This is a genomic window from Guyparkeria sp. TX1 (assembly GCF_046523965.1).
Lineage (GTDB): Bacteria > Pseudomonadota > Gammaproteobacteria > Halothiobacillales > Halothiobacillaceae > Guyparkeria.
Window position 1 is genome coordinate 353735 of sequence record NZ_CP144142.1, and the last position, 13766, is coordinate 367500.

10 protein-coding genes, 2 rRNA genes and 1 riboswitch (1 of these 13 cut by a window edge) are annotated in these 13766 nt (G+C 63.0%); of the genes, 6 read left to right on the plus strand and 6 right to left on the minus strand.

The annotated features are described in order from the left end of the window. The first annotated feature begins 7 nt into the window (after positions 1-7). From VWP12_RS01700 to VWP12_RS01725, 6 genes are all read left to right on the plus strand, one after another. Positions 8-283, plus strand: coding sequence for a hypothetical protein (locus tag VWP12_RS01700; RefSeq protein WP_410474336.1), 276 nt, complete (start codon positions 8-10; stop codon positions 281-283). Positions 284-358: 75 nt separating this feature from the next. Then, positions 359-463, plus strand: a riboswitch (S-adenosyl-L-homocysteine riboswitch). Between the two features lie 107 nt (positions 464-570). Further along, positions 571-1995: an adenosylhomocysteinase gene (ahcY, locus tag VWP12_RS01705; protein WP_410474337.1), complete on the plus strand. Its 1425-nt coding sequence runs from the start codon at positions 571-573 to the stop codon at positions 1993-1995. 72 nt (positions 1996-2067) lie between these two features. Further along, positions 2068-2910 carry a methylenetetrahydrofolate reductase [NAD(P)H] gene (gene metF / locus VWP12_RS01710; protein WP_410474338.1) on the plus strand — a complete coding sequence of 281 codons (843 nt, stop codon included), beginning with the start codon at positions 2068-2070 and terminating at the stop codon, positions 2908-2910. Between the two features lie 183 nt (positions 2911-3093). Then, positions 3094-4083, plus strand: coding sequence for a 3-dehydroquinate synthase II (locus VWP12_RS01715; protein WP_410474339.1), 990 nt, complete (start codon positions 3094-3096; stop codon positions 4081-4083). A gap of 27 nt (positions 4084-4110) precedes the next feature. Continuing rightward, positions 4111-5451, plus strand: coding sequence for an adenosylmethionine--8-amino-7-oxononanoate transaminase (locus VWP12_RS01720; RefSeq protein WP_410474340.1), 1341 nt, complete (start codon positions 4111-4113; stop codon positions 5449-5451). 5 nt (positions 5452-5456) lie between these two features. After that, entirely contained in the window at positions 5457-6191 is a 735-nt protein-coding gene (locus VWP12_RS01725; RefSeq protein WP_410474341.1) for a 16S rRNA (uracil(1498)-N(3))-methyltransferase, read from the plus strand. Between the two features lie 59 nt (positions 6192-6250). On the opposite strand, the gene VWP12_RS01730 is transcribed toward VWP12_RS01725, so the two are convergent. From VWP12_RS01730 to VWP12_RS01755, 6 genes are all read right to left on the minus strand, one after another. Continuing rightward, on the minus strand, positions 6251-7939 hold the full coding sequence (locus tag VWP12_RS01730; protein ID WP_410474342.1) for an NAD+ synthase: 1689 nt from the start codon (positions 7937-7939) through the stop codon (positions 6251-6253). Further along, positions 7936-8838, minus strand: coding sequence for a succinate--CoA ligase subunit alpha (gene sucD / locus VWP12_RS01735; RefSeq protein ID WP_410474343.1), 903 nt, complete (start codon positions 8836-8838; stop codon positions 7936-7938). The genes VWP12_RS01730 and sucD overlap by 4 nt, the downstream gene beginning before the upstream one ends. Then, the gene (gene sucC, locus VWP12_RS01740) at positions 8835-10022 is read right to left on the minus strand and encodes an ADP-forming succinate--CoA ligase subunit beta (RefSeq protein ID WP_410474344.1); all 1188 of its coding nucleotides are present in this window, start codon (positions 10020-10022) and stop codon (positions 8835-8837) included. Before sucC ends, sucD begins: the two co-directional genes overlap by 4 nt. A gap of 164 nt (positions 10023-10186) precedes the next feature. Continuing rightward, the gene (locus VWP12_RS01745) at positions 10187-10459 is read right to left on the minus strand and encodes a ComEA family DNA-binding protein (RefSeq protein WP_410474345.1); all 273 of its coding nucleotides are present in this window, start codon (positions 10457-10459) and stop codon (positions 10187-10189) included. A gap of 334 nt (positions 10460-10793) precedes the next feature. After that, positions 10794-10909: ribosomal RNA gene (rrf, locus tag VWP12_RS01750) — 5S ribosomal RNA — on the minus strand. Between the two features lie 90 nt (positions 10910-10999). Continuing rightward, positions 11000-13766: ribosomal RNA gene (locus tag VWP12_RS01755) — 23S ribosomal RNA — on the minus strand; it runs 112 nt beyond the window's last position.

The window sequence follows — 13766 nt, forward strand, 5'->3', positions numbered from 1 at the left end:
AATCGGTATGGAATGGATCACAACGTTCGCTAACAATTACATGACGCACATCATTGCGACAGGAGCAATTCTCCAAATCGTCGGCACCGTGGTACTCACGCTTTTCTCGTTTAACGGCTTAAAAATTGAACGAGATGAAACGGTTCGAGTGAATGACAAGCCAGTTACACATGTATCGATGAATACGAGCTGGTTGCGTTTCGCGAGAATAGCTCTCGTAATCCTTCTTTTCGGGATAACGATTTCCGGCCTGGCTGGCATCATAGGGGCCAGCACGGCCTGAGCCCCGCTGAGCCCTGTGCCTTTGGAACGCCAAGTTCGGGCAACCCACATTCGAAGTTGATATAATCCCTCCCGCCCGACCGAGGAGCGCTGCAATCCACCGCCAGGTGGGTCAGGCTCGGCCGGGGCGCGGCGGTCGGGGCATTCGCCTCGGCCACCCGATCAACGGCGCTCTTGAGAACCCGGCCCGCCGGGTTCGCTTTCAAGCCTCGACTTGAACAAGAGCCGCACGACACGCCCTCTCGTTCAGGTCGATACCCATCGAAAGAATCGACGAGGACGCTGACCGTGAATGCCGTAACCAAGCCGCAAGCCTTCAACGACTACAAGGTCGCCGACATCAATCTCGCCGATTGGGGTCGCCGCGAGATCCGCATCGCCGAGCGCGAGATGCCGGCCCTGATCAAGATCCGCGAGAAATACCGCGCCGAGCAACCCCTCGCCGGCGCGCGCATCGCCGGCTGCATCCACATGACCATCCAGACCGCGGTGCTGATCGAGACGCTCACCGCGCTCGGCGCCGAGGTGCGCTGGTCGTCGTGCAACATCTTCTCCACCCAGGACCACGCTGCGGCCGCCATCGCCGCGGCCGGCATCCCGGTGTTCGCCTGGAAGGGCGAGACCGAGGAGGAGTACTGGTGGTGCGTCGAGCAGACCATCCACGGCCCGGGCGATGCCAACGAGGCCTGGACGCCCAATCTGCTCCTGGACGACGGCGGTGACCTCACCGGCCTGATGCACGAGAAGTACCCGAACCTGCTCGAGGGCATCCATGGCGTCTCCGAGGAGACCACCACCGGCGTGCACCGTCTGCTCGAGATGCTGGCCGAGGGCTCGCTCAAGATCCCGGCGATCAACGTCAACGACGCGGTCACCAAGTCGAAGAACGACAACAAGTACGGCTGCCGCCATTCGCTCTCGGACGCGATCAAGCGCGCTACCGACCACCTGCTGTCGGGCAAGCAGGCGCTGGTGGTCGGCTATGGCGACGTGGGCAAGGGCTCGGCCGCCTCGCTGCGTCAGGAAGGCATGATCGTCAAGATCACCGAGATCGACCCGATCTGCGCCATGCAGGCGGCGATGGACGGCTTCGAGGTGGTTTCGCCGTACGTCGACGGTATCAACACCGGCAACGACGAGGGCATCGACCAACGCCTGTTGGGCAAGATCGACCTGATCGTCACCACCACCGGCAACGTCAACGTCTGCGACGCGCCGATGCTGCGTGCGCTCAAGAACACGGCGGTGGTCTGCAACATCGGCCACTTCGACAACGAGATCGACACCGCCTACATGCGTGAAAACTGGGCCTGGGAAGAGATCAAGCCGCAGGTGCACAAGGTCTACCGCGAGGCGACCGCCGGCGGCGACTTCGACCCCGACAGCGAGAACTACCTGATCCTGCTCTCCGAGGGCCGCCTGGTGAACCTGGGCAACGCCACCGGCCACCCGAGCCGCATCATGGACGGCTCGTTCGCCAACCAGGTACTGGCACAGATTCACCTGTTCCAGGATCGCTTCGCCGACCTACCGGCCGAGAAGAGGGCCGAGGCGCTGCGCGTCGAGGTGCTGCCCAAGCAGCTCGACGAGGAAGTTGCCCGCTACATGGTCGAAGGCTTCGGCGGCGTGCTCACCCGCATGACCGACGCGCAGGCCAAGTACCTCGGCGTTCCGGCCGAAGGCCCGTTCAAGCCGGACGCCTATCGTTACTGATCCGGCGCTACCGACAGTCCCCGGGGCGGCACGGCATCCCGTGTCGCCTGCCCTACATTTCCCGGAGGAAGCATGCCGATCCCGGTTTCCTGTGAATTCTTTCCGCCCAAGTCCGTCGAGGGCGAGGCCAAGCTGCGCGAGGTCTACCAGGAACTCGCCCGCGAGATCCACCCCGAGTACTTCTCGGTCACCTTCGGCGCCGGCGGCTCCACCCAGACCCGGACCTTCGAGACGGTCCGCGAGATCCAGCGCGACTCGGGCATCCCGGCCGCCCCGCACCTGTCCTGCATCGGCTCCTCGCGCGAGGGGATTGCCGCGATCCTCGACGACTATCGCGAGCAGGACATCCGGCGGATCGTCGCCCTGCGTGGCGACCTGCCCAGCGGCATGCAGGACCCCGGCGATTTTCGTTATGCCAACGAGCTGGTCGCCTTCATTCGCGAGCACAGTGGCGACTGGTTCCATGTCGAGGTGGCCGCCTACCCGGAGATCCACCCGCAGGCCCCCAACGCCGAGGCGGACCTGGCCAACTTCAAGCGCAAGGTCGATGCCGGCGCGGACGCGGCGATCACGCAGTACTTCTACTCTATCGAGGCCTACCGGCGCTTTCTCGACGACTGCGAACGGCTGAACATCGACGTGCCGATCGTCCCCGGCGTGATGCCGATCACCAACTACCAGCAGCTCGCGCGCTTCTCCGACATGTGCGGCGCGGACATCCCGCGCTGGCTGCGCAAACGACTGGAGGGGTTCGGTGATGACCTCGAGGGGTTGCGCGCCTTGGGCCATGACGTGGTGACCGACCTTTGTCGCCAACTGGTCGACGCCGGCGCACCCGGCATCCACTTCTACGCCATGAACCGCTCGCAGCCGGTGATCCGGCTCTGTCGCGACGCCGGACTGGTTGGCGACTGAGGACCGACGCCGGCTTCGTGACATCGGATTGAGCCGGACCGACGACCGACGCCCCATCGCGGGCAAGGCTTAATCGGGCGCGGCGACTGGCTTAATCGGGCGCGGCGACTGGACTGATCGAATAATCGGCCGCGCAACAATGCCCTGACCCCACAGCCGCCGACGGACGATATACTCCCGCGCATGACCATCAAGCTGTCCGACAAGCACATCTGGATCGAACCGACCGACGCCGCCCTCGCCGGGGCCGCGGCCGATGCCGGTGCCACCGCGCTGGTCTTGCCCGAGGGTCAGGACACCGCTGGCCTGCCCCGCGTCGGCGCCGGCGGCGACTTCGAGGACGGTCGTGACTTCGAGCGCTACCGCATCGAGCGGGAGGCCGACGAGGAAACCGTTCGCCATGATCGGCTCGCGGTGGTCGAACCGGCCGAGTGGACCATTATCCCGGCGGAGAACCTGATCGCGCGCGGCGCACAGGTAATCCAGGTGGTCGATGACGCCGAGCAGGCCAAGCTGGCGCTGACCATCATGGAGCAGGGAGTGGCGGGCATCTGGCTGCGGCATGCCGATGCCGAGACCATCGGGGCAATGGGCCGCATGCTCGCCGAACTCGCCCCCTCACCAGTCGAGCTGACGGACGCGCGGATCACCCGCATCAGCCCGGTGGGCATGGGCGATCGCAGCTGCCTCGACCTGATCGGCGAACTCGCCCCGGGCGAAGGGCTGCTGGTGGGCAGCTTCAACCACGCCCGCTTTCTGATCCACAGCGAAAACGTCAACAATCCGCACTGTGCCGCCCGCCCTTTCCGGGTAAATGCCGGCGCGATCCACGGCTACGTGGTCACCCCCGGCGACCGGGTGCGGTATCTGGCCGAGATGGCCAGTGGCGATCCGGCGCTGGTGGTGGGCGCGAAGGGGCAGACCCGCACGCTGGCCGTCGGTCGCAACAAGATCGAGCGTCGCCCAATGGTGCAGATCGAGGCGGTCGACGATGACGGCAACCGCGTCTCCGCCATCCTGCAGCACGCCGAGACCATCCGCCTGGTCACCCCCGAGGGCCGGGCGGTAAGCGTGCTCGATCTCAACATCGGCGACCGGGTGCGCGTCTCGCTGGCCGAGCATGGCGGGCGGCACTTCGGCCGTCGCGTCGACGAAACCATCAACGAACGCTGAACCCACGACTGACTCCCGGAGCACGGCATGACCCGCAATCAGGATTGGCAACGCCGCGACCTCAACGTCCTCTGGCACCCCTGCACGCAGATGAAGGACCACGAGTCCATCCCGCTGGTGCCCGTCGAGCGGGGCGAGGGGCCGTGGCTGTACGACTTCGATGGCCGACGCTACCTCGACATCATCAGCTCCTGGTGGGTCAACATCTTCGGTCACGCCAACCCCTACATCAACGAACGCATCAAGGCTCAACTCGACAAGCTCGAACACGTCATCCTCGCCGGCTTCTCCCACGGCCCGGTGGTCGAGCTTTCCGAACGGCTGGTGGAGATCACGCCGAGCGGCCTCGACCGAGCCTTCTACGCCGACAATGGCTCCTCGGGCGTCGAGGTGGCACTGAAGATGAGCTATCACTACTGGCGCAACTGCGGTCGCGCCGAAAAGAGCGAGTTCGTCACGGTGGCCAACAGCTACCACGGCGAGACCCTCGGCACGCTGTCGGTCGGCGACGTGGGGCTCTACAAGGACACCTACGGCCCGCTGCTGCGCACCACGGCCACCGCGCCCTCGCCGGCCTGCCGCCAGGACCGGGGCGACTGCCGCGAGCGCGCCGCCGAGGCACTCGACGGCATGCGACGGATCCTCGAGGAACAGGCCGACCGCACCGCCGCGGTGATCGTCGAGCCGCTGGTCCAGTGCGCGGCGGGGATGCTCATGCACCACCCGGACTACATCCGCGGCCTGCGGATGCTCTGCGACGAGTTCGACGTCCACCTGATCGCCGACGAGATCGCGGTCGGCTTCGGGCGCACGGGCACGCTGTTCGCCTGTGAGCAGGCCGACATCACCCCGGACTTCATGTGCCTGTCCAAGGGACTGACCGCCGGCTACCTGCCGCTGGCCGCGGTACTCACCAGCGACACGGTCTACCAGGCGTTCTATGACGACTACAACAGTATGCGGGCCTTCCTGCACAGTCACAGCTTCACGGGCAACCCGCTGGCCTGCGCGGCGGCACTCGCCACCCTCGACCTGTTCGAGCGCGATGACGTCATCAACGCCAACCAGCAAGCGCAGGCGATCATGGATCGCCACTTGGCCGAGCTGGCCCAGGAGCCCCACATCACCAACGTACGTCGCACCGGGATGATCGCCGCCATGGACCTGATCGATCCGGCGACGGGCGAGCCATTCCCGTCCGGGGATCGCCGTGGAGTGCGCGCGTACCAGTACGCGCTCGAGCACGAGCTGCTGCTGCGTCCGCTAGGCAACACGCTGTACTGGATGCCCCCCTACGTCCTCGACGAAGACGACTATCGGCACGTGTTCGAAGTCACGCGCGATGCCGCGCGTGCGGCGCTGGGCTAGCGCCGATGCGCACCCGACGCGTCTTCGTCGACCACGAGCTGGAAACCGGGCGTGAAATCGACCTGCCGGCCGACACCGTCAATTACCTGAGAAACGTGCTACGCCTGAAAGACGGGCAGCCGCTGGAGCTGTTCAACGGCCGCGGCTGTCGCGCCCACGGCCGGCTGGCACTGGCCCGTCGCGAGGCCCGCGTGCGGGTCGAATCGAGCGAGCCCAGCCCCGAGGAGTCGGTGGTTCCGATCATCCTGATGGCCGCGCTGGCCAAGGGCGAGAAGATGGAGTTGGTGATCCAGAAGGCGGTCGAGCTGGGCGTGACCACCATCGCGCCGGTGGAAACCGAGCGCAGCGTGCTGGAACTCAAGGGCAACCGCGCCGAAAAGCGACTGACCCGCTGGCGCCAGATCATGATCAACGCCTGCGAACAGTGCGGGCGCGACACCTTGCCCACCATCGAGCCGATTCGATCACTGGATCAGGCACTGATGGCGACCAGCGCACCGATACGGCTGGTGCTCGACCCACGCGCCCAGCAGCCGCTCACGGCCCTGCGCGACCAGCCGCGCCCCAATGGGGTCGCCCTGCTGGTCGGCCCGGAAGGTGGGCTGACCAGTGACGAGGTGGCATTGGCCGGGGAACACGGTTTTCGGGCACTGACCATCGGACCACGCATCCTGCGCGCCGAGACGGCCGCGATCACCGGGGTGGCGGTGCTGCAGTACCAGTGGGGCGATCTGGGCTAGAGCCGCCAACGAGCGGAGGGCCCTTGCTGAACCTCACGCCTTGACCCCTCAATCGAACCTCAGTCGTCGACCTTGTCGGGGCGGAAGCCAGAGCTGATCGGATAGCGGCGGTCTCGACCAAAGGCGCGGCGACTGATGCGCACACCCGGCGGCGCCTGCCGACGCTTGTATTCGTTGACCAGGATCATCCCGACCACCCGACGAACCACGGCCTCGTCCAGCCCCATGGCGACGATATCCTCGATACTGCTGTCGTGTTCGACGAAGGCCTCGATGATGCGATCGAGATCCGCGTAGGCCGGCAGCGAATCCGAGTCACGCTGGTCGGCACGCAGCTCCGCCGAGGGCTCGCGCGTGATGACACGCTCGGGCACGGCGTCGAGCTCGGGGCGCACGGTTCCGCCCAACGAGTTGCGGTAACGGGCGAGCTGATAGACCACCGTCTTGGGGACATCCTTGATCGGGGCGAAGCCACCAGCCATGTCGCCATAGAGGGTCGCGTAGCCGACGGCTAGTTCCGATTTGTTGCCGGTCGTCAGCAGCAGCCGGCCGAACTTGTTCGACAAGGCCATCAGAATCACCCCGCGAGCACGCGCCTGCAGGTTCTCCTCGGTCACGTCCTCAGCCAGGCCGGCGAACAGCGGTGAGAGCGTTTCCTGGAACGAGCCGAAGACCGGCTCGATCGACAAGGTCTCGCAACGCACGCCCAACGCGTCACACTGGAGCTGGGCATCCTCGAGACTCATGGGCGAGGTGTACTGTGACGGCATGCGCACGGCCAGCACGTTGTCCGCCCCGAGCGCATCCACGGCGAGCGCGAGCACCAGGGAGGAGTCGATACCCCCCGACAGCCCCAGCACCACGCCGGAAAACCCATTCTTGCGCACGTAATCGGCAATGCCGGTGGTCAGGGCGCGATAGATCTCGGCCTCACCCTGTTGCCAGTCATGGCTGGGGCCGTGGGCCAGCACTTCGCCCGTGGTCGAGATCTCCGTCCAGCCGATGCTCTCGACAAAGCCGGGCAGGTGCATGTGATTGCCGGTGCGACAGGAGACGAATGACCGCCCGTCGAACACCAGTTCGTCCTGACCGCCGACAAGATTGACGTAGATGATCGCGCAGCCGCTGGAATGGACGCGCTCGGCGATCTGCGCCTCGCGCTCGCGGGTCTTCTGGCGATGAAACGGCGAGGCGTTGAGAACACAGATCACACGGGCACCAGCGGCCGCCGTCTCCTCGATTGGCCCCTGGCGCCAAGCATCCTCGCAGATGACCACTCCCACCGGAACGCCGTCGATCTCGGCCACCAGGGAAGAGGTCCCCTTGCGGAAGTAGCGCTTCTCGTCGAACACGCCATAGTTGGGCAGGGCGCGCTTGGCGTAGCGGGCCACGATCTGTCCGCGATCGATCAGTACCGCCTGATTCTGCAAGTAGCCCTCGGCGTCCCGCCCCGGGGTGCCGATCAGCACGGCCGTGTCGCCCACTTCGCCGGCAATGCGCACCAGTTGAGCCTCGCAGGAGTCGACAAAATCCTCACGCAGCAGCAAGTCTTCGGGCGGGTAACCGGAAATGGTCAGCTCGGGGAAGACGACGAGCCGTGCATCGATCTCCTTGCGGGCGCGGGCGACCAGTTCGATCACACGCGAGGCATTGGCTCGACAGTCCCCGACCCGGGTATTGATCTGGGCCAGCGCGATCCTAAGCCCGCCGATCTCGCGTTCTTCGATTCGGTTCAGATTGTCGGTCACGATGCGTTCATGCCCTCGGGCTGGTTATCGAGCACACGGGCGGCAGTGACGCCCAGTTCGGCCGGGCTGTCCACCACGTGCACGCCGGCGGCGCGCAACGCGGCACACTTCGCCGCGGCGGTCCCCTTGCCCCCGGCGATCACCGCGCCGGCATGCCCCATGCGCTTGCCGGCCGGCGCCGTGGCGCCGGCAATGTAGGCCACCACCGGCTTGGGATACCCTTGACGGATGAACTCGGCGGCCGCTTCCTCGGCGCCGCCACCAATCTCGCCCACCATCAGCACCAACTCGGTCTGCGGATCATCCGCAAAACGCGACAGGCAGTCGATGAAATCCAGCCCGCCGACGGGGTCGCCACCAATACCCACGCAGGTGCTCTGGCCCAGTCCGGCGGCCGTGGTCTGCGCGACCGCCTCGTAGGTCAATGTGCCGGAGCGAGAAACGATGCCGACGCGCCCCTTGGTGTGGATCGATCCCGGCATGATGCCGATCTTGCAGCTGTCCGGCGTGATCAGCCCCGGACAGTTCGGTCCGATCAGGCAGGCATCCGGGTAATCCTGCGCCAGCACCGCCTTGACCCTGAGCATGTCGATCACCGGGATGCCCTCGGTAATGCAGGCGATCACCTCAATACCGGCGGCAGCCGCTTCGAGGATCGAGTCCGCGGCGAACGGCGCGGGGACGTAGATCATGCTCGCGGTCGCGCCCGTCTCGCGCACCGCGTCGGCGACCGTATCGAATACCGGCAGGCCAAGATGCGTCTGTCCGCCCTTGCCGGGCGTCACCCCACCGACCAGACGCGTACCGTAGGCGATCGCCTGCTCGGAGTGAAAGGTGCCCTGTTTGCCGGTAAACCCCTGGCAGATCACCCGGGTGGATTCGTCGACCAGAATGCTCATCGGCGAGCCTCCCGCTTGGTGTTGGCGAGTGCTACCGCCCGGTTGGCGGCAGCGGCAAGGTCGTCTTCGGCCGTCAATGCCAGGCCCGATTCGGCCAGCATGCGGCGGCCCTGTTCGGCGTTGGTACCGGCCAGGCGCACCACGGTCGGCACTTCAAGCGCCACCTCACGGGCGGCCTCGATGATGCCCTCGGCGATCAGGTCGCACCGCACGATCCCACCGAAGATATTGACCAGGATGGCCTCGACCCGCGGATTCTCGAGGATCAGCTTGAATGCCTCGGTCACCTTGGCGGCCGAGGTGCCGCCGCCGACATCGAGGAAGTTGGCCGGCATGCCGCCGGCGTGCTGGATCAGGTCCATGGTCGCCATCGCCAAGCCGGCGCCGTTAACCATGCAGGCAATGTTGCCGTCCAGCGAGACATAATTGAGCCCATGATCGATCGCCTTGCGCTCGGCAGGGTCCTCCTGGGCGATGTCCCGGCGCTGCCACCATTGGGCTTGTCGATATTCCGCGTTGTCGTCCAGAGCCACCTTGGCATCCACGATCGCCAACTGACCATCGGCCAGGGCTGCCAACGGATTGATCTCGATCAGGGCCGCGTCGCGTTCGATGAACGCGCGATAGAGCTTCAGCGCCAATGACACGAACACCTTCATCTGACCGGCAGACAGACCGAGCGAGAAAGCCAGTTCGCGCGCTTGATAGGCAGCGAGCCCGACGGTCGGATTGACCACCGCGCGATGGATGGACTCCGGGTGCTGGTCAGCCACCGCCTCGATGTCCATGCCGCCTTGAGACGAAGCGACCATGACGACGCGCTGCAGCGCACGATCGACCGTGATCGCCAGATAATATTCGTGCCGAATATCGGCCGCGGGCTCGACGAGCAATGAATGGACCGGCAGGCCGACAGGTCCTGACTGCATTGTCACCAGACGGGTGCCGATCAGGTCATTCGCCGCCTGGGTGACCCCGGCCACATTGTCGACCAACCGTACGCCGCCCGCCTTGCCGCGTGCACCGCTATGCACCTGCGCCTTGACAACCCAGCGGCCGGATTCGCTGGCCGGCAGGCGAGTACCGTCGCCCACGTCGTCGGCCGACTGGACCAAGGCGCCGGGAGGCACGGGAATGCCGAATTCGGACAGCAATGATTTGGCCTGATATTCGTGCAGGTTCATGGTGACCCGTTCCAGAAATCGTCAATGAAAAGGGGGCATTGTCGCGCACCGACGCCCCATTGTCATGCCCACGGGCGCTATCCGTGGATGAAACAAAGCGCAAGAAAAAGCCCCGGCAGGGCCGGGGCAACGAGTCACTCAGGGGAGAAATCTAATCACGCGTGTCAGTCAGGATGAACCGCCACGTGGGGGCGAAGTCGATGGATGATCTGCGGGTCGAGACCCCACACCGATTTCAGATCATCGAGCGAGGCAAATGCCCCGACGGTCAGGCGGTGTAAGACGATGCGTTCGGCCTGCACCGGCCCGACACCACTGACACCGGCAAGATCGTCAGCCGACGCCTGATTGAGATCCAGAACACTTGCCTGCACCGAAAAAGACGCCAGCACTAACAAACCAAGACCTGCCCGCGCTATACCTGTGCTCTTCTTCACCACCCACTCATCCCGCTATCTATCATCCAGACCGGGAGCGTAAAGCGAATGGTCGGCGGTGAATATCGGCTAAATCCTCGATTGCCGTAGGAATCCGCCTTTATTCTTGTACGCCGATTCCTACAAGGCAGAAACCCCCGCAGCCAAGTGGCATACGGGGGTTTCGAACTGGGAGCCTGGCGTTGCCCTACTTATCCCTGTGTGGGGCGAACGAGGACCGGCTGTCCGGTGGACAGCCGCACCCGACCGGGTGCGGCGGGGCTCCGGAAGGGGCCGATCCATGCCATGAAAAAACCCCGTCCAGCTAATGCTGAGACGGGGCTTTCAATTGGGAGCCTGGCGTTGACCTACTTTCACATGGGGAGGCCCCACACTATCATCGGCGATGCGGCGTTTCACTGCTGTGTTCGGGATGGGAACAGGTGGTTCCACCGCTCTATGGACGCCAGGCGAAGGGGGTACCGACCGGTCAGGCGACCGATCGGCAGTAAAGTGAATGCGGTATGTACGGGGTATCCGTGTGTGTCGCTTTGGCGTTATATGGTCAAGCCGCACGGGTGATTAGTACGGGTTAGCTGCATGCATTACTGCACTTCCACATCCCGCCTATCAACGTGGTGGTCTTCCACGGCCCTACAGGGGACTCGAAGTCCCGGGGAGATCTCATCTTGGGGTTGGCTTCCCGCTTAGATGCTTTCAGCGGTTATCCAATCCGAACTTAGCTACCCGGCAGTGCCACTGGCGTGACAACCGGAACACCAGAGGTTCGTCCATCCCGGTCCTCTCGTACTAAGGACAGATTCCCTCAAATCTCCAACGCCCACGGCAGATAGGGACCGAACTGTCTCACGACGTTCTGAACCCAGCTCGCGTACCACTTTAAATGGCGAACAGCCATACCCTTGGGACCTGCTTCAGCCCCAGGATGTGATGAGCCGACATCGAGGTGCCAAACACTGCCGTCGATATGGACTCTTGGGCAGTATCAGCCTGTTATCCCCGGAGTACCTTTTATCCGTTGAGCGATGGCCCTTCCATACAGAACCACCGGATCACTAGAACCGTCTTTCGACCCTGTTCGACGTGTCTGTCTCACAGTCAAGCTGGCTTATGCTCTTGCACTAACCGCACGATTTCCGACCGTGCTTAGCCAACCTTCGTGCTCCTCTGTTACGCTTTCGGAGGAGACCGCCCCAGTCAAACTACCCACCATGCACGGTTCCCGATCCGGATAACGGACCTGGGTTAGAACACCAAACATACCAGGGTGGTATTTCAAGGTTGGCTCCACCAGAACTGGCGTCCTGGCTTCAAAGCCTCCCACCTATCCTACACAAGTAGGTTCAGTATTCAGTGCAAAGCTGTAGTAAAGGTTCACGGGGTCTTTCCGTCTTGCCGCGGGTACACTGCATCTTCACAGCGATTTCAATTTCACTGAGTCTCGGGTGGAGACAGCGCCGCCATCGTTACGCCATTCGTGCAGGTCGGAACTTACCCGACAAGGAATTTCGCTACCTTAGGACCGTTATAGTTACGGCCGCCGTTTACCGGGGCTTCGATCAAGGGCTTCTCCGAAGATAACCCCATCAATTAACCTTCCGGCACCGGGCAGGCGTCACACCCTATACGTCCTCTTTCGAGTTTGCAGAGTGCTGTGTTTTTGATAAACAGTCGCAGCGGCCTGGTCACTGCAACCCCCTTCGGCTAACGGAGCAAGTCCGATCACCTAACGGGGGCGCACCTTCTCCCGAAGTTACGGTGCTATTTTGCCTAGTTCCTTCACCCGAGTTCTCTCAACGCCTTGGAATTCTCATCCAGTCCACCTGTGTTGGTTTAGGGTACGGTCAACCGTTATCTGAAGCTTAGAGGCTTTTCCTGGAAGCATGGCATCAACCACTTCGTTCCCTTGGGAACTCGTCGTCACCTCTCGGTGTTGATCTCCCGGATTTGCCTAAGAGATCCACCTACGGGCTTAAACCGGACACCAACTGCCGGCTGGCCTAGCCTTCTCCGTCCCCCCATCGCAATAACGGTCGGTGCAGGAATATTAACCTGCTTCCCATCGACTACGCTTCTCAGCCTCGCCTTAGGGGCCGACTCACCCTGCGCCGATTGACGTTGCGCAGGAAACCTTGGACTTTCGGCGTACGAGGTTTTCACTCGTATTATCGTTACTCATGTCAGCATTCGCACTTCCGATACCTCCAGCAGACCTCACAGTCCACCTTCAACGGCCTACGGAACGCTCCTCTACCATGCCTTACGGCATCCGCAGCTTCGGCAGTGTGCTTGAGCCCCGGTAAATCTTCCGCGCAGGCCGACTTGACCAGTGAGCTATTACGCTTTCTTTAAAGGATGGCTGCTTCTAAGCCAACCTCCTGGCTGTCTCTGCCTTCCCACATCGTTTCCCACTTAGCACACATTTGGGGGCCTTAGCTGGCGGTCTGGGTTGTTTCCCTCTCCACGACGGACGTTAGCACCCGCCGTGTGTCTCCCATGATTGCACTTCTCGGTATTCGGAGTTTGCCATGGTTTGGTAAGTCGGGATGACCCCCTAGCCATAACAGTGCTCTACCCCCGAGAGTGAGACATGAGGCGCTACCTAAATAGCTTTCGAGGAGAACCAGCTATCTCCGGGCTTGATTAGCCTTTCACTCCGACCCACAGCTCATCCCCTAATTTTTCAACATTAGTGGGTTCGGGCCTCCAGTCAGTATTACCTGACCTTCACCCTGGCCATGGGTAGATCGCGCCGGTTTCGGGTCTACTGACCGCGACTGAACGCCCTGTTCAGACTCGCTTTCGCTACGCCTCCCCTACTCGGTTAAGCTTGCCACGATCAGTAAGTCGCTGACCCATTATACAAAAGGTACGCAGTCACAGAACAAGTCTGCTCCTACTGCTTGTACGCACACGGTTTCAGGTTCTATTTCACTCCCCTCGCCGGGGTTCTTTTCGCCTTTCCCTCACGGTACTGGTTCACTATCGGTCGGTAAGGAGTATTTAGCCTTGGAGGATGGTCCCCCCATATTCAGACAGGATTCCACGTGTCCCGCCCTACTCGACATCACGCCAAAAGAGTTTTCGTGTACGGGGCTTTCACCCGCTATGGCCAGACTTTCCAGACTGTTCCACTAACTCTAAAGGCGCTTGATGGGCTGTTCCCCGTTCGCTCGCCGCTACTAGGGGAATCTCGGTTGATTTCTTTTCCTCGAGCTACTTAGATGTTTCAGTTCGCTCGGTTCGCCTCCATGACCTATGTATTCAGTCATGGATACCTCTTGCGAGGTGGGTTTCCCCATTCGGA